The organism is Rhodococcus sp. RS1C4, from assembly GCF_002258225.1.
GTDB classification, from domain to species: domain Bacteria; phylum Actinomycetota; class Actinomycetes; order Mycobacteriales; family Mycobacteriaceae; genus Rhodococcoides; species Rhodococcoides fascians_E.
The window spans coordinates 147,732-169,016 of record NZ_NOXZ01000021.1; the positions used below are offsets into that span (position 1 = coordinate 147,732).

18 protein-coding genes are annotated in these 21,285 nt (G+C 64.9%); 5 read left to right on the forward strand and 13 right to left on the reverse strand.

Features of this window, described 5'->3' with window-relative positions:
* Positions 1-1,506, reverse strand: a complete 1,506-nt coding sequence (locus CH289_RS09325) for an MFS transporter (protein ID WP_019665019.1) — start codon at positions 1,504-1,506, stop codon at positions 1-3.
* Positions 1,507-1,607: 101 nt separating this feature from the next.
* Here CH289_RS09325 and CH289_RS09330 point away from each other — a divergent pair, with 101 nt between their 5' ends.
* Positions 1,608-1,904 carry a putative quinol monooxygenase gene (locus CH289_RS09330; protein WP_019665018.1) on the forward strand — a complete coding sequence of 99 codons (297 nt, stop codon included), beginning with the start codon at positions 1,608-1,610 and terminating at the stop codon, positions 1,902-1,904.
* Here CH289_RS09330 and CH289_RS09335 read toward each other — a convergent pair.
* The 3 genes from CH289_RS09335 to CH289_RS09345 all read right to left on the reverse strand — a co-directional run bounded on the left by CH289_RS09335 (position 1,887) and on the right by CH289_RS09345 (position 5,020).
* On the reverse strand, positions 1,887-3,401 hold the full coding sequence (locus CH289_RS09335; protein ID WP_094727816.1) for a phage infection protein: 1,515 nt from the start codon (positions 3,399-3,401) through the stop codon (positions 1,887-1,889). The genes CH289_RS09330 and CH289_RS09335 overlap by 18 nt on opposite strands.
* 115 nt (positions 3,402-3,516) lie before the next feature.
* Positions 3,517-4,113, reverse strand: a complete 597-nt coding sequence (locus tag CH289_RS09340) for a histidine phosphatase family protein (RefSeq protein WP_037140827.1) — start codon at positions 4,111-4,113, stop codon at positions 3,517-3,519.
* Between the two features lie 4 nt (positions 4,114-4,117).
* A complete protein-coding gene (locus CH289_RS09345; RefSeq protein WP_230595594.1) occupies positions 4,118-5,020 on the reverse strand; it encodes a LysR family transcriptional regulator in 903 nt (300 codons plus the stop codon).
* Positions 5,021-5,102: 82 nt separating this feature from the next.
* On the opposite strand from CH289_RS09345, the gene CH289_RS09350 reads away from it, so the two are divergent.
* Positions 5,103-6,371, forward strand: a complete 1,269-nt coding sequence (locus CH289_RS09350) for an MFS transporter (protein WP_094727817.1) — start codon at positions 5,103-5,105, stop codon at positions 6,369-6,371.
* On the opposite strand, the gene CH289_RS09355 is transcribed toward CH289_RS09350, so the two are convergent.
* The 6 genes from CH289_RS09355 to CH289_RS09380 form a co-directional block, all read right to left on the reverse strand.
* A complete protein-coding gene (locus CH289_RS09355; RefSeq protein ID WP_019665013.1) occupies positions 6,296-6,595 on the reverse strand; it encodes a DUF4190 domain-containing protein in 300 nt (99 codons plus the stop codon). The two genes, CH289_RS09350 and CH289_RS09355, sit on opposite strands and share 76 nt — an antisense overlap.
* 47 nt (positions 6,596-6,642) lie before the next feature.
* Entirely contained in the window at positions 6,643-7,044 is a 402-nt protein-coding gene (locus CH289_RS09360) for a PPOX class F420-dependent oxidoreductase (RefSeq protein ID WP_019665012.1), read from the reverse strand.
* Between the two features lie 97 nt (positions 7,045-7,141).
* Complete coding sequence (locus tag CH289_RS09365) at positions 7,142-8,146, reverse strand: beta-ketoacyl-ACP synthase III (RefSeq protein ID WP_026347775.1); 1,005 nt, start codon at positions 8,144-8,146, stop codon at positions 7,142-7,144.
* 78 nt (positions 8,147-8,224) lie between these two features.
* Positions 8,225-9,139, reverse strand: coding sequence for an alpha/beta fold hydrolase (locus CH289_RS09370; RefSeq protein ID WP_094709408.1), 915 nt, complete (start codon positions 9,137-9,139; stop codon positions 8,225-8,227).
* Entirely contained in the window at positions 9,140-12,379 is a 3,240-nt protein-coding gene (lysX, locus tag CH289_RS09375) for a bifunctional lysylphosphatidylglycerol synthetase/lysine--tRNA ligase LysX (protein ID WP_462052399.1), read from the reverse strand.
* Between the two features lie 221 nt (positions 12,380-12,600).
* Positions 12,601-13,842, reverse strand: a complete 1,242-nt coding sequence (locus tag CH289_RS09380) for a fatty acid desaturase family protein (RefSeq protein ID WP_037141007.1) — start codon at positions 13,840-13,842, stop codon at positions 12,601-12,603.
* A gap of 308 nt (positions 13,843-14,150) precedes the next feature.
* Between CH289_RS09380 and CH289_RS09385 the strand changes: the two genes are divergently transcribed.
* The 3 genes from CH289_RS09385 (at position 14,151) to CH289_RS09395 (ending at position 18,038) form a co-directional block, all read left to right on the forward strand.
* Positions 14,151-14,837 (forward strand): ATP-binding cassette domain-containing protein, encoded by a 687-nt coding sequence (locus CH289_RS09385; protein WP_020112275.1) that lies wholly within the window; start codon positions 14,151-14,153, stop codon positions 14,835-14,837.
* A 4-nt stretch (positions 14,838-14,841) separates the two neighbouring features.
* Positions 14,842-16,848 (forward strand): YhgE/Pip domain-containing protein, encoded by a 2,007-nt coding sequence (locus tag CH289_RS09390; RefSeq protein ID WP_027498901.1) that lies wholly within the window; start codon positions 14,842-14,844, stop codon positions 16,846-16,848.
* A 212-nt stretch (positions 16,849-17,060) separates the two neighbouring features.
* Complete coding sequence (locus CH289_RS09395) at positions 17,061-18,038, forward strand: hypothetical protein (protein ID WP_020112278.1); 978 nt, start codon at positions 17,061-17,063, stop codon at positions 18,036-18,038.
* On the opposite strand, the gene CH289_RS09400 is transcribed toward CH289_RS09395, so the two are convergent.
* From CH289_RS09400 to CH289_RS09410, 3 genes are all read right to left on the reverse strand, one after another.
* Positions 18,023-18,559 carry a GNAT family N-acetyltransferase gene (locus CH289_RS09400; RefSeq protein ID WP_020112279.1) on the reverse strand — a complete coding sequence of 179 codons (537 nt, stop codon included), beginning with the start codon at positions 18,557-18,559 and terminating at the stop codon, positions 18,023-18,025. The genes CH289_RS09395 and CH289_RS09400 overlap by 16 nt on opposite strands.
* Before the next feature lie 200 nt (positions 18,560-18,759).
* Entirely contained in the window at positions 18,760-19,173 is a 414-nt protein-coding gene (locus tag CH289_RS09405; protein ID WP_019665002.1) for a TIGR03668 family PPOX class F420-dependent oxidoreductase, read from the reverse strand.
* Positions 19,174-19,192: 19 nt separating this feature from the next.
* Positions 19,193-21,244: a putative bifunctional diguanylate cyclase/phosphodiesterase gene (locus CH289_RS09410; RefSeq protein WP_020112280.1), complete on the reverse strand. Its 2,052-nt coding sequence runs from the start codon at positions 21,242-21,244 to the stop codon at positions 19,193-19,195.
* Between the last annotated feature and the right edge of the window lie 41 nt (positions 21,245-21,285).

Below are 21,285 nucleotides of genomic sequence, written 5' to 3' on the forward strand. Positions count from 1 at the left end.
TCAGGTACGACGCAGGAGGCCGTAGACCACGACGGCGGAGACGGCCATGAGCCCTGCGCTCCACACGGCAGCCAGGTTCAAGCCGTCGACGAAGCTCTGTGCGGCGAGTTCGCGCAGCATGTCGTTCAGTGGGGGTGGCAGTAGCTCGGCCACTGCCATTCCGCCGCCGACGGTTTCGGTGGCGGGTCCGGCGATGTCCGCGGGGGTGTTCGGCGGTACCTGGGCGGAGACGCCGTTGCGGTAGACGGTGGATCCGATGGTGCCGAGGATGGCGATGCCGACGGCACCGCCGAGCTCGGCGCCGGTCTCGGAGAGTGCCGATGCGGCACCGGCCTTTTCGGGTGCGGCGGCGGTCAGGACGATGTCGGAGTTGAGGGTGGACGCGGCACCGACGCCGAGGGTGATCAGGGACATTCCGGTGATCAGAAGCGGGATGCCGGAGTTCGAGCCGACGAAGTGCAGCGCCAGCGAACCCACGGCGATGAGCACCAGTCCGCCGGCGATGATGGTGCCCGTCGGGACGATCTTGCTCAGCGTCGGGGAGAAGACGGCACCGACTGCCGCTGCCGCAGCGGGGATCAGCAACCACAGTCCGGCAGCCAACGGGCCGAGGCCGACGAGGAGTTGGAGGTACTGCGAGGCGAACAGGCTGAAGCCGGTCAGTGCGAAGATCACCAGGAACTGGACCAGGACGGCTGCGCTGAATGCGCGTTCGCCGAAGAGTGTCACGTCGATCAGCGGGTCCTTGGCCTTGCGTTGCCGGAGGACGAACAGGAATCCGAGTACCAGCCCGCCTGCCGCGGTGGAGACGGTGGCGACGTCGAAACCTTCCTGTGCACCGTGTTTGATCGCGTAGACGATGCCGAGCATCGCGACGATGGACAGGGCGACGCTGATGGGGTCGAACTTGCCGGGCTCGGGGTCCTTGAACTCGGGAACCAGCAGGGGCGCCGCGACCAGGATCACGATCATCACCGGAATGTTGACGAGGAAGACCGATCCCCACCAGAAATGCTCCAGCAGGAAACCGCCGATGACGGGTCCGATCGCCCCGCCGCCGGCGAAACCTGCCGTCCACAACCCGATTGCTTCCTTGCGTTGCGCGGGGTCGCGAAACATGTTGCGAATCAGAGACAGTGTGCTCGGCGCGATGGTGGCACCGCCGACACCGAGAAGAGCGCGGGCGATCAGGAGCATCTCCGGCGAGGTGGAGAACGCGGCCAGTACCGAGGCGGCACCGAACACGAGGGCGCCGACCATCAGCAGTCGCCGTCGGCCGATCCGGTCACCTACCGACCCCATCGTGATCAGAAGTCCGGCGAGGAAGAACCCGTAGAGGTCCAGAATCCAGAGGGTCTGGTTGCTGCTCGGCTCGAGGTCGGCGGTCACCGCGGGCAACGCGAGGTAGAGCACCGAGATGTCCATCGAGACGAGCAGAATGGGTACGACGAGGACAGCGAGCCCCAGCCAGTCCTTCCGCGTCGCCTTCTCGTGCACGTCGCTCACGATTCCCCTTTGATCTGTTTCAGCCGATGCGGATGCGCTCATGACGGTACCGTCGGACTCGGTGGTTGCCGTACACCCCACCACTGGCGAAAGGGAGAATTGTGCTCAGTGATCTGAAGGTCGTCGCAACGATCACCGCGAAACCCGAATCGGTGGACGTCGTTCGCGCAGGCTTGGCCGAACTCGCGGCGGAGTCACTGCACGAGGACGGCAACGTGTCCTACGAACTGTTCGAATCCGCCGCCGAACGGGGAACGTTCGTGACCATCGAAGTATGGCGGTCCGAGGACGATCTGGACGCGCACATGAAGACCCCGCACCTACAGAAGGCGCTGAGCGAATTCGGCGAGCACTTGGCAGCCCCGCCTGCCATTCACCCGCTACGCGTGGTTCGGTAGCTCCGCGGCTCTTCCCTCGGTTCGCGAGGACGTCCGGTACACGACTCCGGAGACGACGAGCAGAGCGGCGGTCAGCACCAACGCCAGCCAACCGGTCGACGTCATCGACGAGTAGCCGATCTCGCGAGCACCCGCCGCGGTGTACGCCATCGGCATGAAGGCCGACAGGTGTCCCCAGATGGCCGCGCTACTGGCCGAGGCGGCGCCGCAGACGACGACCTGGACCACGAGAAGCACCACGTTCACCGCCTGTCCGACGGTCGATCCCAGTACCCGTTGGATGGCACCCGCGGCTGCGAGGTAGGCGCCTGCCGAGACGACGAGGAACGCTCCTGCTCCGATCAGGGCACCGATCGAGGCGTCGGGTGCGGTGAAGGCGAACGCGAGAGCTGCGCACGCTCCGACGGCTGCCACTGCGACGGCGGCGGCAACCCACCGCAGACGGGAGTCACGGCTCAGGACTCGTACGAGGCTGACGGCACCGACCGCGCCGACGGCGACGAGTGCTGCGATGAGGTACGGGGCGACCGAGGTCGTGGAGCCGGATGTGCCGGAGGCTGCTGCCACGTCGGTCGAATCGTCGGAGGCGGCAGCGTTCCCGCTGTTCAGTTCCCCGCTGTTCAGTTGCCCGCTGTTCAGTTCCTTGGCCGTTGGGAGGCCGGCTGTTGCTTCCTGGACGTTGGTCTGGATGCCGCTGACGATGCCGGAGACCGGTTCCACCGCGGTCACGAGTTGGTCGGTGCCGGCACGCAGCTGGCCACCGCCGTCGTCGAGCTGTCCCAGCCCGTCCCGGAGCTGAACGGTGGCGTCGCCGATTTGGCTTGTGGCCGAGAGGAATTGGCTCGACGGGTCGTTGAGTTCCCCGGAGAGCTGGCGGGCTCCCGCCTTGAGTGTCTGCAACTGATCCAGAGTGTCGGGGCCGAAGCCCTGGGTGTTCAGAGTGTCGATGACCCCGCGAATCTGGCCGGAGATACCGTCGGATCCGGGGTGGGGGAACGCGTCGACCTGCTGCGCCGCGGCTTCGAGCGACGCGGTGAACTGAGCCTGCTGGGCACCGAATCCGGCGAGGGTGTCCACGACCTCGTCGACGCCTCCGCTGATCTGCGAGGCGCCGTCACCGAGTTGGCCGATGCCTGCGCGGTACTCCACGAACCCGTCGGCGAGTTGGACGGTGCCGTCGTGTGCCTGGGTGATGCCGTCGGTGAGCTGCACGACTCCGTCGTTGAGCTGGTTGCCGCCGTCGGTGAGTTGGCTGACGCCTGCAGACAGGAAGCTCACGGGCAGTCCGGCTTCCTGCAGGTTCTTCCGCGAGGTGGCCAGCGGATCACCGGTGGGGGTTTCGGTCGGAGCCTCGGCCGTGGACGCGACCGTGGTCGGCTGGGTGTCCGCAGTCAGGTCGACGCCGGCGCCGAGCGCGAACGAACCAGCAGCCACCAGCGGAAAAGCGATGGCGAGAAGTGCGACGGACGGCCGACGAGTGAGACTGAATTTACCCATAGTGATCCTGAGGCTAACTGCCTCTCGCGAGCCGGTTGACCAGCCGATGAGCGGAAACGGCGTCGAAACCGTCTCTGAACTGCCTGTTTAAGAGGTCTATGAGGATTCCAGCTCGCTACCGGTTGCGTGGAAGCAGGTCCCAGACGTGATGGGTTTCGTTGACCGACGACACGGATCTGGTGCCGTTGCGCGAGAACAGCACTCGGGTGATGGAGCAGTAGTCGATGGGGAAACCGAGAGCTTTCGGAGTGCCGAGGATGTCCTGGAGGAAGATGTTGATGACCCCGCCGTGCGCGAACAGGGCGACGGTGTCGGTGTGTTCGATTCCGTCGACCGCGGCCGCAATACCGCCGAGGACTCGGGCGCGGAAGGCGGCCTCGTCGACCTGCTCGGGCAGATGGCCAGCCTTGATGCGGTCGAACGCGTCGCGGAGTTCGGTGCGTGCATCTTCGATGGGGATGTAGCCGCCGAAGTCGCGGTCGTATTCGGTGATTCTGTCGTCGGTGCCCAGGTCGAGTCCCAGTTGGGCCGCCACCGGGGTGCCGGTCTGCACTGCCCGGAGCTGAGTGCTCGCGATCGTCCGGGTGATGGGGAAGCGGGACAGTGCGTCGGGGAGGCGACCGGCCTGCTCGTGTCCGAGTTCGGCGAGGGGCGGATCGGCGGATTCGTCGGATCGCAGGGGGAGCGCATGTCGAATCAGGATCAGCTGCACACGATCACCTAACCACGAGCGATCTGCCGCTGCGGATCACCATCGTCCGGAAAGCGTGCACCTGCCCGGCTGCCGTCCTGCCGGACCACACCATGCCGATTCTTCGTCGAGCCGCGGGATCGGAGATCTTCACCTCGACGACCTCGGGACCCAGGCCACGGGATCGAGGCAGGATCGAGATGCCCAGGCCCGCGCCGACCAGGCCCCGCACGGTGTGAATGTCTCGGCCTTCGAATTCGATGTCCGGTGCTATCCCGGCGTCGGCCCACAGGTCTTCGCAGATCGACCGCATCCCGTAACCGTGACCCATCGCGATGTAGCTGTCGCCTGCGGTGTCCCGGACGTGGACCGAACGCGCACGCGCCAGACGGTGGTCGGCGGGTACGACGAGGACGAGCCGCTCGTCGTAGAGCTGGAACGAGTTGGCCTCGGTGTGTTCGGCGCTGAGCGAGACGAAGGCGAGATCGGCCAGCCCGTCGTCGAGACGGTCCAGGCACCGTGCCCGCGCGCCTTGATCCAGGTCGAACGTCACCGCCGGGTGGTCCCCGCGAAATTGCCGGATCAACGCCGGAACGATGTCCTCACCGAGGGTGTTCTGGAAGCTGATGGCGATGCGGCCCCGAGCGTTCGCGTCGTGTTCCCCCGCGGCGTCGAGGCCGGCTTCGAGGTCGACGGCGACGCGTTGCAGGTACGGGACGAGTATTCGGCCCGCGGTGGTGAGCGCGATACCGCGTCCGCTGCGTTCGACGAGCTGTACCCCGAGGATGCTCGACGCCCGGGCGATCTGCCGGCTGACGGTCGGTTGGGGGACGCCGAGAAGCTCGGATGCTTCGGTCATGTGCTCGGTCTCCGCGACCGCGAGGATCGCCGGTATCAGAGGAAGTAGGTGACGGGCCTCGTCGCGCATGAGCAAATCATAACGCTGATGCATGAATTCGAACCCGATCATGCATTGGACCGTGATAGTTTCCCGGCCTAACGTTGTCGTCATGACTGCGACGACCGACGTGACACTGGAGTGGGAAGGCCACCCTCGTGGATCGCGCGAGTACAAGCGCCTGGTGGCGGCCCTGCTGTTCGCGGGTATCGCCACGTTTGCTCAGCTCTACTCGGTCCAGGGCATCCTGCCTCTGATCGCCTCCGGCCTCGAGATCACACCGTCCCAGTCCTCCCTGGCTGTGGGGTTCGCCACCGTCGGTGTCGCGGTGTCGGTGCTGCCGTGGTCCGTCGTGGCCGACCGCATCGGTCGCGTCAAGGCCATGAGCATCTCGATCGTCGTCGCTACGATCCTCGGCCTGGTGGTGCCGTTGTCGTCGTCGCTGCCGGTGCTGCTGTCCGTACGATTCTTCGAAGGTGCAGCGCTCGGCGGACTCCCGGCCATCGCGATCGCCTACTTGAGCGAGGAAGTCCATCGCAACCACACGGCACTCGCCGCTGCCACCTACGTCTCGGGCACGACACTCGGGGGTCTGCTCGGTCGCATCGTCGCCGGACCGGTCGCGGAGGTGACCAACTGGCGCATCGGCACCCTCACGGTGTCGATCCTCGCCGCCGTCGCCGCGACGTTGTTCCTGGTTCTCGCACCGGCGCCACGACGCTTTCGAGCCGGTGACTCGGCCGGTCCGTCGCTCGGCACCCGCCTGTGGGCCAACCTGAAAGAACCGGGAATGCTGGTGCTGTACGCGCAGGCGTTTCTGTTGATGGGCGGATTCGTCGCGATCTACAACTTCCTCGGATTCCGCCTCGAAGGATCCGGGTTCGGTCTGCCGCAGTCGCTGATCAGCCTGATCTTCCTCGCCTACCTCAGCGGCACGGTGTCCTCACGTGTCGCCGGTCAGCTTGCCGTCCGACACGGTCGAGCCGGCGTTCTGGCCGGGTCCACGCTGCTGATGATCGCGGGCGTCGGCCTGACGATCAGCAGCAACCTGATCGTCATCCTCGTCGGCCTGGTGATCCTGACCGTCGGGTTCTTCGCGGCCCACGCCATCGCGTCGGGCTGGACCGGTCAACGCGCAACCGTCGGGCGTGCGCAGGCGACGTCGTTGTACAACCTCTTCTACTACGGCGGCTCGTCCGTCGTCGGATGGCTCGGCGGCGTGGTGTACCAGCAGTTCGGGTGGACCGCGATGGCACTGTTCGTCATGGGCCTCGCGCTACTGGCCCTGATTGCGGCAGCCTCGCATCATGCGTTGACGAACAGGACCGCGATCCAGAAGAAGACGGCGATCACGACGAACAGAAGCACCACGCTGACGTAACCGAGGATCAGCCCGGCGAGCGCGATTCCGGCGCCGTCCTCGCCCGTCCGCTTGATCTGACTCCGAGCGATGTGGCCGAGAACGATGGCGACGAAGCCGACGAGCCCGGTGAACAACCCCACCACGCCGCAGATCAGTGCCGCGACAGCGGTGGAGTTGGTCCGGGGCGGGCCGGGGACAGGCCCTGCGTAGTGCCCGTACGGGGTGCCCTGCGGATAGGTCATGCCCGAGTGTTGCACTCTCGGACAAATCGGGCAATCGGCACCGGAAGCTAGGAACCGATCTTGCCCCAGCCGACGTAGGCGTCGACCTCGAGCAGCCCGGTGACGCGCTCCTTGTCCCGCACGGGGTACGGCTCACCGGTGTAATGCGTGGAGATCCGGTCGATGTCGACCTGACCCGGATCGTCCTGCAGCGTGATGGTGCCGTGAATGGTGACGTGGGTGTACCAACTCGCCTCGTCGAGCACCGAGATCGACACCTTCGGGTTCGCCCGAATGTGCTCGAGACGCTTGCGATCGGCCTGGAAGTTCAGAACGATCTTGTCGTCCTCCCAGAGGTACCACGTCGGCGCCGTGATGGGCGTTCCGTCGGCACGAACAACCGCCATGACAGCGGGATTGGGCTTCTTCAGAAGTTCGATGGCATCTGCAGGCAACGGTGGCTTCGGCATGACGCCCAGCCTAACCGCCGACGAGTCCGAGGTTGTGGACGAAAATCATCGGATTGTCGTCCACAACCTCGACCAGATCAGATCAAGTCAGAACCGGTTACAGCTTGGGGAGTTTGACGACCTGCCCGGCGTAGGAGAGGCCTGCACCGAATGCGAGCAGCAGCGCGGTGTCGCCTTCCTTGGCCTTGCCGGTGCGGAGTAGTTCCTCCATGGCCAGTGGGATCGACGCGGCCGACGTGTTGCCGGTCTCGGCGATGTCGTTGGCGACCGGGGTCTCCTCGTTCAGGTTCAGGCTCTTGGCGAGGAGTTCGGTGATGCGGCTGTTGGCCTGGTGCGGGACGAAGGCATGCAGTTCGTCGGCTTTGATGCCGGCGACGTCGAGGACCTTCTGTGCTGCCTTGCCCATCTCGAACGCGGCCCAACGGAACACGGAGATGCCGTTCATCTTGATCCACGGACGTTCGGCGTCCTCGCCGGTGATGTAGTCGTACCAGTCGATGGTCTGGACGATGGCGTCGGACTGCGATCCGTCCGATCCCCAGACGACGGGGCCGATCTCGGTCTCGTCGCTCTGTCCGACGACTACTGCGCCTGCGCCGTCGGCGAAGATGAAGCGAGTGGTGCGGTCGTACGGGTCGGTGGTCAGGCTGAGCTGCTCGGCACCGATGACGAGGACGTACTGTGCCGTTCCGGCCTTCACCAGGTCCGATGCGACAGCGAGCGCGTAGCAGAAGCCGGCGCAGCCTGCGCAGATGTCGAACGCGGCGGGGCCCTTGGTGCCGAGGCCGTGTGCGACCTTCGCGGCAGCCTGGGGCGTCAACTCGAGGTGCGTCGACGTCGCGACGATGACGGTGTCGATCTGCTCGGCGGCGATGCCGCTGGCTTCGAGCGCCTTCTTGCCTGCGGAGATCGACATCTGGACGACGTTCTCTTCGGGTTCTGCGAACCGGCGGTTCTTGATGCCCGATCGAGTCTGGATCCACTCGTCGCTCGAGTCGATGAACTCGCAGATCTCGTCGTTGGTCACCACCCGCTCGGGTCGGTGGACTCCCAAGCCGAGGAGCTTGGTCTGCCGGCCTTGCGTTGTGCTGATCGCACCCATCTTCAGTTCCTCTCGGTGGCTACCGTGCCATCGCCGGGCTTCGGCTCGGGTCTTGGGCAACGGGCTCGACAGAACACGTTACGTGTCGATGCTCCTGTGATGTGACACCAACCTCACGATGAGAGCGGAGACGTCCGCGGGTTGATCGATCATCGCGTGATGATGGGCGTGGTCCACCACGGCGAACTCGGCTCCCAGGTATCCGGCGAGCCGCGCCTGCTTGCGCAGCCACCAGCGACCCCACGGCGTTTGCCTGCCGGTGTGCGCGGCCGCGACGATCGCCGCGGACTCGAATCGTGTTCGGCGCCGGATCTCGTTCAACTCCGCGGCCATGTCCGGGTAGACGAAGTCCTCGATCAGGGCGGCTTTCAGATACGACCGTCTCCGGTAGATCCGCCGGGTCCAGTCCAGCGTCTCGAGCGGAATGCCGTCGGGTGGGATGGAGTGGTTCAGAATCCTGCGGACCGTCGGTCCCAGAACGAACTGAAGACCGCTGCCCGACGCCACCGCCGCGAGCAGGTGGGCCCCGGCAACTCGCCACGGTTTCGGAAGAACGACCCACGGGTCGCGTTCGGCACTGGAGTCGAGCAGCAGCACACCGGCGGTCCGCTGCGGATACAGCCTCGCGAAGGCCTCGGCGTAGAAACCGGCGATCGAGTGCCCGACGATCACCGCCGGGCTCGTCAGCTCCAAGGAGTCGAGGACGGCGAGAATGCGGGCGGCCTCGTCGGCAACCGTCGGGACCCGGTCGTCGGGAAGCGGTTCGCTCAGCCCGAAGCCCGGCCGATCGAACACCACGACGGTGTGGAACGGGGACAGAATTCGTACGCAGTCGTCCCAGTCGAACCAATTGCTCGCGAGGCCGCCGCACAGCACCACCGTCGGCGCGGCACCGAATCCGTCCTCACCCTGCGCATGAGACAGGACGACGTGAGTTGTCAGGTCGTCGACGGTCACGAACTGCCCGGGCGCAAATTGTTTCACGTTGAACAATTACTGCCGGGGTTTGGCGAGCGGGAACGCGAGGGTCTCGCGGATGGAGCCACCGGTGATGAGCATGACGACACGGTCGACGCCCATGCCGAGTCCACCGGTGGGCGGCATGCCGTACTCGAGGGCCTGCAGGAAGTCCTCGTCGAGACTCATCGCCTCCTCGTCGCCGCCTGCTGCAAGCAACGACTGCTCGGTCAGACGCTGACGTTGATCGACCGGGTCGGTCAGTTCGCTGTACGCCGTACCCAACTCCACGCCCCAGGCGACGAGGTCCCACTTCTCCGCGACGCCCGGTATGGACCGGTGCGGCCGAGTCAGCGGCGACATCGACGTCGGGAAGTCCTTGTAGAACGTCGGGAACTCGGTGTAGTCCTCGACCAGGTGCTCGTACATTCCCTGCGCGACGGCCCCTGCGTCCCATTCCTTCTCGTAGGGAATGTCGTTCTCGTCGCAGAGTCGCTGCAGTTCCGCGAGCGGTGTACTGGGCGCGACGTCGACGCCGAGTTTCTCCGCGACGGCTCCGTGCAGTGTCTTGACGGGCCACTCCCCGGAGATGTCGATCTCGATCATCTCGCCGTTCGGTCCGTCGGGACGCAGGATGATCTCGCGCCCGTGTGCCGCGACGGCTGCTTTCTGAATCAGTTCGCGGCACAGCACCATTGCGCGCTCGTAGTCGCTGTGTGCCTCGTACGCCTCGAGGATCGTGAACTCCGGATTGTGCTTGAAGTCCGCGCCTTCGTTGCGGAAGACCCGACCGATTTCGAACACCTTGTCCATGCCGCCGACGCACAGACGCTTCAGGTACAGCTCCGGAGCGATACGGAGATAGAGGTCGAGGTTGTACGCGTTGATGTGAGTGATGAACGGCGCTGCGTTGGCACCTCCGTGCACCTGCTGCAGGATCGGCGTCTCGACTTCCATGTAGCCGCGGTCGGACAGTGAATCACGCAGAGACTTCACGACGTTGCTGCGCGCGATCATCAGGTCACGGGCACTGCGGTTGATCGCGAGGTCGACGTAGCGCTGACGCACGCGGGACTCCGGGTCCTGCAGTCCTTTCCACTTGTCCGGCAGCGGGTGCAGGCACTTGGCGTTCATCCGCCACTCCGCGGCCAGCAGCGAGAGCTCACCCTTCTTGCTGCGGCCGATGGTGCCACTGACCTCGATGAGGTCGCCGAGGTCGAAGTCGGAGTCGAAACTGTCCAACCTGTCGCCGACGCGTTCCCGGTCGAACAGCACCTGGATGTCGTCCGTCCAGTCCCGCACGACCGCGAACGCGACGCCGCCGTAATCGCGGTTGCGCAGGATACGGCCGGCGATGCGGACCGTCGTTCCCTGCGGGGCGGCCAGTGCTTCGGCGACGGAATGCGTCGGGGGATAGGCGACGGGATAACCCTCGGTGCCCTCGTCGTTCAACCGCTGGAGCTTCGCGAGCCGCACCCGCACCTGGTCGGGACGCTTGGGGCCCCGCTGGGGCTCGTCGTCCTCGTCGATCTGATCGGGGCCGCTGCCGTCGGCGTGGATGTCGGCGGTGTCCGCCAGGGCCGCCGGGACCGCCGTGTGAGAACCGGTGTGCTTGTGGGCGCGCCGGAAGCTCGGAAGCGTCAGGAACCCTTCGGCGATGGCCGACGCGATGCCGACCTTGGGAAGCTCACGGTTGTCCGCGAAGCACAGGTACCGGGGCTCCCAGTCCGGCAGGTACTTCAGGTTGGAGCGATACAGAGCCTCCAGCTGCCACCATCGGGAGAAGAACACCAGCACCGACCGCCAGATCCGCAGGACAGGGCCTGCGCCGATGCGGCTGCCCTCCTCGAAGACCGCACGGAACACCGCGAAGTTCAACGAGATCCTACTGATTCCGAATTGATCTCCGCCGGTTGCCAATTCGGTGACCAGAAGCTCGATCACACCGTTCGGTGCCTGCGGGTCGCGGCGCATCAGATCGAGCGACACTCCGGTGCGGCCCCACGGAGCGAGCGAGAGCACCGCGACGGTCTTCTCGCCCTCGCGGGCCTGAACCAGTAGGCAGTCACCGTCGAGAGGATCGCCGAGGCGGCCCAACGCCATCGAGAACCCACGCTCGGTCTCGGTGTCACGCCACTCGTCGGCGCATCGGATGATGTCGGCCATCTCCTGAGCCGGAATGTCGCGGTGGCGTCGTATCTGCACTGTGACGCCTGCCTTGCGGGCGCGGTTGACCGCCTGTCTGACCGGCCTCATCTCCCGGCCGGCGAGGTTGAACTTCTTGGTGTCGAGGATGGCCTCGTCGCCGAGTTCGAGAACGTTCAACCCCGCCCGCTTGAACGCCGTGGCGCCCGTCTCGCTCGCGCCCATGACCGCGGGCGTCCACCCGTACTTCTCCGCCAGGTCCAGCCAGGCATCGATTGCGTGCGGCCATGCCTCCGGGTTGCCGATGGGATCGCCGCTGGCGAGACACACCCCGATTTCGACACGGTAGGTGACGGCGGCTTTGCCACTCGGTGCGAACACGACGGCCTTGTCGCGGCGGGTCGCGAAGTATCCGAGCGAGTCGTCGGCGCCCCACTTGTCCAGCAGGCCGCGAAGCGCGGACTCGTCGCTACCGGTCAGTGCGTTGGACGAGCGCTGCGACCGGAACAACGTGACGACGGCCGCCAACAGTGCGAGCGCCCCGAACAAGCCCAAGAGCGTGTTGACGAAAACGTGTGTGCGGCCGTCGAACTGCTCGTTGTCGACGGTTGCGAGGGCGGTGACTCGGTTGAATGCCCACAGGAACGTCTGGTTCTCCGGGAGTGTGCCGGGGAACAGAGCGACCAGCGCCCAGCCGACCAGCGTTCCGACGACCGCGCCGAGGATCAGTACACCCAGAGCCTTCCACGCCGCACCGCGTCGAACACGGGTGTAGAACTCCTTGCGAGCGGCGATGAGCACACCGACGATCACGATGTGCACGCCCAGCGCGATCCACGCACTGATGTTGTTGCCGTCGATCGCATCCGCCAGGTTGCTGACCGCGACGAGCACGAGATACAGCGTCAGAAACCACCAGGCGATGCGTTTGCGGCTCGCGAGGGCGGCTGCGGTGAGCCCGAGCACCAGAGCCCACGCGAGCGAAGTGTCCGGTGCGTCGATGTAGTAGTTGTCGATGTACTCGCGTGGCACACGGATGACGGCGCGCAGCGCCGGAGACAGGCTCCAGAGAAACACCAGTACCGCGAACACCCCGAGGACGAGCCCGGAGATGTGCGGCACCTCGCGCAGACGCCCGTGCTCCGGCGGCGTGAATGCCCGCGGAGTGCGGTGTTCTGGATTCTTCGTCGACTCCGATGTCACCGGTGTGCTCGTCACGATCCGCTCCTGCCCTCGGCGCTTGCCGTTCCCTTCGTCGGCTGCTTCAAAAACAGCCGAGGTAACGGTAGCGCCGAGGACCGACTTCGAGTGATCATTCGGCGCCTCGCGGCGCGGTAATCACCCGCCGCGGATCAGGCGGGATGGACCGGTGTGTGCTGCTTCAGCATTCCCAATGCAGTTTTCAGGCCGCGGCGCCGGCCCGTCGCCGGATCCACACCGAACACTTCCTTGATTCCACCGCGAATGCGGAACTTCAGCTCGGACGACGTTTCCGGCGCATTGTCCGAGGTCGCGGAGAGCAGTCGATTCGGCAAGGACAGTTTCAGAATGGTGCGCAGCGTCTGTCCGTACTGGTGCGCAAGCGAACCCGTCGTGTACGGAAGGTCGTACTTGTCGCACAACTGCCGAATTCTGGGAGCGATCTCCGCGTAGCGATTGCTCGGTAGGTCCGGAAACAGGTGATGCTCGATCTGATAGCAGAGGTTGCCGCTCATGAACGCCAACGTGTTGCCTGCCTCGAAATTGGCGCTCCCCAGCATCTGTCGCAGATACCATTCCGGCTGCGTCTCGGTCTCGTATTCCTCGAGCGTGAACTTCTCCGCGCCGTCGGGAAAATGACCGCAGAAAATGACCGCGTACGACCAGTAATTCCGAATGAGATTGGCGACGACATTCGCCGTGAGCGTCGACTTCCACGCAGGGCCGGTCAGCAACGGGAAAAGAACGTAATCCTTGCCCACCTGCTTTCCGATCTTGCGGACGACGTCGACCGCCATCTCCTTCTTGTCCTCCCACTTCACCTCGCCGGTCTTAAGCTTGTCGGTCTCGAGGTGATGCAGCGCCACGCCCCACTCGAAGAACGTCGCCAGCAACGCGTTCACCAGCGGCTGCGCGACATACTTCGGATGCCACTCCTGATCGCGCGTGATGCGCAGAATGCCGTAACCGACATCGTTGTCCAAACCGACGATATTGGTGTACTTGTGATGCGTGAAGTTGTGCGAATGCTTCCACCCCGACGACGGGCACGTGTTGTCCCACTCCCAGTTACTGGAATGGATCTCAGGATCGTTCATCCAATCCCACTGACCGTGAATGACGTTGTGCCCCAACTCCATGTTCTCGATGATCTTCCCCGCACCGAGCAACGCAGTACCGAGCAACCACGCAGGCCTCTTCTTGCTCGCGAACAACACCGCCCGGCCCGCAACCATCAACGACCGCTGAAACGTGATGGTTCGCTGGACATACCTGGCATCCCGCTCACCACGAGAATCCTCGACATCACGCCGGATCGCATCCAACTCCGCACCGAGCGCCTCGATATCCGCCTCGGTCAAATGGGCATATTCCTGAATATCCGATATCGCCATGATTCCCCTCCACATGCGAACCCGAGTGTCCCCGGTCACCACCTCGACCCTACGTACCCCCGGCCCCGCCGTCGACCGGTGTCCGCTACCCCCTAGTTTTTGCGGACCGAACGTGACGTTCGGTCACTCCAAGTGACCGAACGCCACGTTCGGTCCGAGGTAGGGGCGAAAGACGTGCGCGGAACGGGCGACATCGGGGGTGCAACGGCACGTCGGAACCCAAGACCGGTCGACGGTTCACATGGTTAGCTGGCCGCAAGAACCAGCCAGCCGACCTGTGAGGCCGGCTCGTCCGATGGAGAGTGCCGGTGACGGAGCAATCGGTAGCGGTCAGTGCACGAGGTATCGCCGTCCGGCGCTCGCCGGGGATGGCCTACGGCCCACTCGACCTGGAGGTGGAGGCCGGCGGGGTGACGGTGCTCGTCGGGCCTGCGGGGGAGGGTCGTACCGCGTTGTTGCTGACGCTGGCGGGCCGGATGTCACCGTCGGAGGGAACCCTGACGGTGTTCGGTCGAGGACGCACCCGTGACATCTTCGCCGACGCGGCCGTCGCCGGCATCGACGAGCTCGATTCCCCACCGGACGGGGTGACGGTGGGCGATCTGGTCACCGAACGGATTCGCTGGGATGCGCCCTGGTATCGACTCGTCCGCAAGGCCGGGTCGTCGGAGTTGGATCGAGTGTGTGCGCCGGTGTTCGGGCCGCGCACCCCGCCGTCGGCGACGGATGTCGTCGGCGAACTCGGTGAACTCGACGAATTGCTGCTTCGCATCGCGCTGGCTGATTCCTCGGCGCCGCGTGTGCTCGTCGTGGGCGATCTCGATCGATTGGGGAGCGCCTACGACCGGGACGTGCTCCTCGACAGACTCGTCGCGCTCGGCGAGCAACGCACGGTGATCACGGCCAGTTCGGACGCCGTCGACCCGTCGTCGGGCATCGTCGCGCAGATCTCCGTAGTGCCATCAGGCCGTCACGAGCAGAAAGACGTGGGGTGAGACGGTGCTCGCTGGACTGTCCTTCGGGACCGATATCAAGCGTTACGGACGCGGAACCCTCCCACGGGTGGCGCTCCTGACCATCGTCGTCCTTCCCCTGTTGTACGGAGCGATGTATCTGTGGGCGTTCTGGAATCCGTTCGCCGCTGTCGACAAGGTGCCTGCTGCGCTCGTCAACTCCGATCGAGGGGCTGTTGTCTCCGGCGAGGAGCTCGATGCAGGCCAGCAGGTGGCGTCGGCCCTGATGGACTCGGGTGAACTGGACCTGACCCTGGTATCGGAAGAAGAAGCCGCGCAGGGTGTCTCGGACGGAGACTACTACTTCTCGATCACGCTTCCCGAGAACTTCAGTGCCGCAGTCGGATCCCCGACGGGTTCGGACCCGCAGAAGGCCGAGCTGGCCTTCGCGTTCAACGACGCGAACAACTATCTCGCGACGGTCATCGGCCAGAACGCTGCGCAGCAGGTACTGAATCAGGTCGGCTCGACCATCGGCGAGCAGGCGGTCGACAAGGTTCTCGTCGGTCTCACCGATGCAGGAGCCGGACTGTCGAAGGCCGCCGACGGCGCCGAACAGCTGTCCGACGGCCTCGTGACCGCCGACGCGGGGGCTGCGCGTCTGGCAGAAGGGTCGAAGACTCTGGCGGACAACATGGTCACCGCACAGGACGGCTCGGCGCAGCTGGCGGCAGGAGCAAGCGAGCTGTCGACGGGCATCACCACGGCCACCGATCCGTTGCTCGCGATCATCGGTGACGTCGGTCGGATCGGCGTCGACCCCGCCCAGCTCGGAGCGGGCGCCACACAACTGAGCACCGGAATCGACGCCGTCGTGTCCCGGCTGGGCGAGGTCGGTGCAGTGCAGTCCCAGGCGGCGGTGGCCGTCGAGCAGGCGGTGACGATGTTGCGGGCCAATCCGGATCCGTTGTCCGGGCAGGTCGCGTCGGCGTTGACACCAGTGCTGGACACACTGCGCACGCAGGGGATCGACCCCGGTACCACCGCGGAATTGAACAGGTTGTCCTCCGACGCGCAGCAACTGTCCTACCAACTCGACGACCCGAGCAGTCCGCTGCGCACCGGTTTCACACTGCTCCAGGACGGTGGGCTGCAATCCGACGTCCTGCGGCTTCGAGACGGTGCCCAGCAGCTCGCGACGGGATCGGCAACCCTCGCCGACGGGCTGGTTCAGCTGACCGACGGAAGCAACAAACTCGCCTCGGGCGCAGGTGAGCTGGCCGACGGGACCACGAGGCTCGACGCAGGCGCGAAGGAACTGTCCACAGCCCTGCGCGACGGCGTGTCCCAGGTGCCGAGTTGGACCGAGAACCAGAGAACGTCGGTGGCACAGACATTGTCGGCGCCGGTTGCGTTGTCCCTCGAGTACGAGAATCGTGCGGCGACATTCGGCACCGGATTCGCACCGTTCTTCCTCCCGCTCGCGCTGTTCATCGGTGCTCTCATCATCTGGATGTTGTTGACGCCGTTGCAGTCCCGCGCCGTCGCAGCCGGTCTCGGTTCGATCCGAGTAGTTCTCGCATCGTACTGGCCCGCCTTGGTGGTCGCAGTGTGCCAGGTCCTGGTGATGTACACGGTGGTTCACTTCGGGGTCGGGCTGCACGCGCGGTACGTTGCAGGAACGATCGCGTTCCTCGTGCTTGCGTCCGCGGCGTTCCTCGCACTGATCCAAGCATTCAACTCGGTGTTCGGAGTGGCCGTCGGCCGCGTTGTGACCTTGGCATTCCTGATGTTGCAACTGGTCTCGGCCGGTGGCATCTACCCCGTCGAGACCACCGCCAAGCCGTTCCAGATCCTGCATCCCTTCGACCCGATGACCTACGCCGTCAACGGACTGAGACAGCTGACCGTCGGCGGCATCGACTCACGATTGTGGAGCGCCATCGCCGTGCTCTCCGGCGTACTCGTCGCCTCCCTGGCCGCAAGCTCCCTGGCAGCACGACGAAACCGGCAATACACCATGCAACGCCTATACCCACCCATCGAAGTCTGAGCGGTCGTCTGCCCCCTTTTTTCCGGACCGAACGTGACGTTCGGTCACTTCAAGTGACCGAACGCCACGTTCGCTCCGACGGAATGGGGTCCGGAAGCCGATGTGCCGTTCGGTCTCGACCGAAACGGACGTTGTCCACAGGGTGAGAGTTATCCACAGGCGGGTCGAGCCGAGGGCCGAAATTGTCGGTCCGGTGGTATTCGATGCGCAGCATGAAACGGGGCGACTGGGCACAAGACCGAGAACTGCTGATGAGGCATGCGAGAAACGGTGTGATCGGATCCGCGAAGCTGCGCAGGTTGGGGGTGGGGGCCAAGACGATCGTCGACAGAACTGCCGGTGGACCGTGGCAGCGAATCCTGCCTGGGCTGGTTTTGCTGCACAATGGCCAGCCGACCAGGCACGAACGCAACACCGCGGCGGTGATGTACGGCGGAACCGATGTGATGTTGTCGGGTCGCGCGGGGCTGGCACTGCACGGCTTCGGAGCGTCGACGCAGACAACGGACACGCTGCTTCTGATTCCGGACGAACGAAATCGGAAGGATTCGAAATTCGTGGTGGTCGAGCGTACGACGAGGTTGCCGGAGGCGACGACGAAGCGGGGGTTGCCTGTCGCGCCAATCGATCGATGCCTGCTCGACGCGTCCCGTCGGATATCCGATCTGCGACAGTGCACGGCGTTGATTGCCGAAGTGGTGCAGCGAGGCGGCGCCGAGATCAGGGCATTGATGAGGGAACTCGACGAGGGTTCCTCGCGCGGAAGTGCGGTACCGCGGCGTGCGCTGCACGACCTCGGCGACGGCGCCCACTCGGTCGCCGAGGTGGATGCGCGGGCGTTGTGCGCAAGGAGCGGCCTGCCCCCATCGATGGCCAACTGCGTCATTCTGAGTGAAGCCGGTGAGTTCATCGCGATCATGGACAACTGGTGGGACGACGTCGCCATGGGCGAAGAAATCGAATCCTTCCAGCACCATGCGTCGCCTGCAGCGTTCGAGAAGACGTACGAACGACGCACGGGTATTCAGAATCACGGCATCGTCCTGACCGCGCACACTCCGAAAGCCATCAGAACGCAACCGAATTCGGTCATCGCGGATCTACGTCGTGCCTACGATGAAGCGAGTGCCCGCCCGCGACCGAACGTACGGGCGATACCGTTGTCGGAGTGGCGTCAGGACGCGTCGTAGATCCAGATCATCTGGCGGCCGGTCTGATGCGACGTCGTGATCGGGTGATCGATCACGCGGTCGAGGCGGTATCCGAGGCGCTCGGGTACCGCCCGACTGCGGTCGTTCGCAGCATCGCAATGGATTTCGACTCGAACGATGCCGTCGAGCTCCGCGGCGAGGGCCGTCAGAGCTCGCGCGACACGAGTGACGATTCCTCGTCCCTCCGCATCTTCGGTGACCCAATAACCGATCGTCGCGTGATCCGGTCCCGCTAATCGAATCCCCGCTTTGCCGAGGAATTCATCGCCCGAACCGTCGGCGATCATGTAGTCGAACATCGAACCCGAATCCCATTGTGCAAGAGAGTCGGCAATTCGACTTTCCTGGGTTGCGACGGGTGTGGCGTCCTCGACGGCCCACTCCATCCACGGCGCAAGCCGCGGGATGTTCGACGCTATCGCCTCGGCGACGACAGGTGCATCGGCCAAGTTCTCCCGGCGAAGAACAATTTCGTCCAGGTCGATCCGAAGTGGGGGCATGCAGTGCAGTGTGCATCGATCATGGTTCGCAATGCGAGCGATTTTCGTCGCACCCACGTGGAGCGAACGTGGCGTTCAGTCACTTGGAGTGACCGAACGTCACGTTCGGTCCCGAAGTGGGGAACTGAAAGTGGGGAACTGAAAGTGGGGAACTGAAGCGGGGGCTGACGGTGGAGTATCGAGAAACGAGCCGCTGAATTCTAGGACGCTTGCCAGGATCGCCAGGTGAGCTTGCTGATGACGATCACGGGGCCGTCGGGGGGTGTGGGGGTGTAGTGCTCGTATTTCTTCACCAGCGCGGCGATGGCGGTGCGGCCGCGGTCGGTGTCGGCGTCGATGACTTCGGCCGAGCCGCCGGCGCGGATCCACCAGAGGTCTTTCCAGTTCTCGGAGTAGTTGTCGACGATGAGGCTGACGGCCGGGTCGGCGCGGATGTTCTCGAGTCGCTTGAGTTTCTGGGTGCTTTTGGGTTTCCAGTCGATGGCGGTGACGAGGGTGTCGTCCACGCGGGCGAAGACGATCGGCACGAGGTGCGGGGTGCCGTCGGCGTTGACGCTGGAGAGGATGGCGCGTCGGGCTTCGCTGAAGCGTCCTATTTCGTCGTCGATCTTCACGGTGCGTCGTGTCCTCGTGTCAGGCCGACGCGCTGTGTGCGTCGTTCGGCAGCAGGATCGTTTCGAGCTGTGGTGCGGTCATGGGCTTGCCCAGTAGATGACCTTGCCCGAATGTGACGCCCATGTCGACGCAGCTGGCGAGTTGGTCTTTGGTTTCGATGCCTTCGACGACGGTGTCGCGTCCGAGATCGTGCGTGACGTCGACGACGGCTTTGCAGAGCGAGGTCATGGCTCGTCTGCGCTGTAGGTCGCGACTGTCGAGGTGTTGGGTGAGTGATTTGTCGATTTTGAGGATGTCGACGGGCAGGGTGGCGAGGCGTTCGAGGGAGGAGAAGCCGGAGCCGAAATCGTCGATGGCGATGAGGGATCCGTGGCGTCGGACATCCATGAGTTGGTAGTGCACTGCGTCGATGTCGTGCAGCGATTTCGACTCGGCGAGTTCGAGGACCAGCCGGCCCGGTTCGATTCCGAGGGAGTCGATGATGCTGTTGACGTCGGTGGCGAGTGTGCCTGCGGCGAAGTGGAGTGGGCTGACGTTGACGCCGACCTGAATGTTCAGGTCTTTGCACTGCCAGGCGGCGAGGGTGCGGCAGACCTGCGAGAGGATCCAGTTGCTGAGCGGAATGATCAGGTCTGCGTCTTCGGCGAGACCGATGAAGCTGTCCGGCATCAGCAGGCCCAGTTCAGGGTGGTCCCACCGGATCAGTGCTTCGGCGCCGATGACTGCGCCGGACGCGAGTTCGACGATGGGTTGGTAGACCATCTGCAGCTCGTGTTCGGCCATCGCGACTCCGCGGAGGCGTTCGACGAGTTCGAGGCGTGTGCGGTTGCTGTCGCGCAGATCCGCCGAGAACACCTGGTGGCTGCTGCGGCCGAGGTTCTTGGCTGCGTGCATGGCGGTGGTGGCGTCGTGGATGAGCTGGACCGGGTCGTCGGAATCCGGTCCCGAGGTGGCGACGCCGACGCTCGCGGTCACCGTCAGCTGACGGTCGTCGACGGTGAAGGACGGTTCGAGGACACTGGAGAAGCCGGCGGCGAGGGCTCGAGCAGCGATCGACTGGCAGCCTCGGGCGATGACGACGAACTCGTCGCCGGTGAGCCTGCCGAGGGTGTCGTTGGGCCGGGTGGAGGCGGCGATTCTTTCCGCGACCTGCTGGAGAAGTTCGTCGCCGTGTACGGGGCCGAGTGCGTCGTTGAATTCACGGAAGCCGTCGATGTCGACGAGCAGGATGCTCACTTCGTTCTCGTCGGAGCGCACCGCGAGTTCGGTGGCGAGGAGCGCTTCGATCTCGTCGCGGTTCGGCAGACCGGTCAGGGGATCCTGGCGGACGGGCGCCTCCGCGGCCTGCGCGGTGATGTCGGTGTGGGTGAGGTAGATGCCGCCGTCGGCGAGGCGGGTGGCTCGGATTCGGTAGACCACGGACCCGAATCTGTGGTTGGAGGAGAAGACCTGCCCGGATCCGGAGATCAGGGCGCGCAGGCCGTCGACCAGTGAGATTGCGGTGTCGTTCCCTCGGGCGATCGCCGGTGCCCACAGGTCGAAGTAATTGGTTCCGGGGAGGCACCCGTCGGTCTGTGGTCGATCCGCCCAGAACGTGGACCACACGCTGTTGACCAGGACGACCACCCCGTCGACGTCCAGGACGACGACGCCGGACGGAACGGCGTCGAGCATGGTGCGCGCGAGGTCGTCGGTCCATTCGACGCGGGTGTCTCCGAGCCGCTCGCTGGTGATGTCCGTTGCCCAGATCGCGTGCCCGGAACTGCCCTTGACGGTGCGGTAGGACAGCCATTTCTGCAGGGTGTACGAGAAGTCCTCGTACACTCCTGGGCCGTTGCAGGAGGAGACGAACGCGGTCCAGGCGGGATCGGTGAACCAGGCGTCGATGCATCGTCCGACAAGGGTGTCGATCGGCGCCGTGAGCAGCGCCGCGGCAGCGGGATTTGCGTAGGTGACGACGAAATCTCGATCGACCAGCACGAGGGGGTCGGACAGCAGGTCCAGCTCGGCCTGAGGAACGGCAAATGGATTCTCGACGGCAGGGCGGGGCATGGGTGTCTCTCGGTTCATACTTCCCCCCCGTGGCCGGTCGGCCGCGTTCACCATAACCC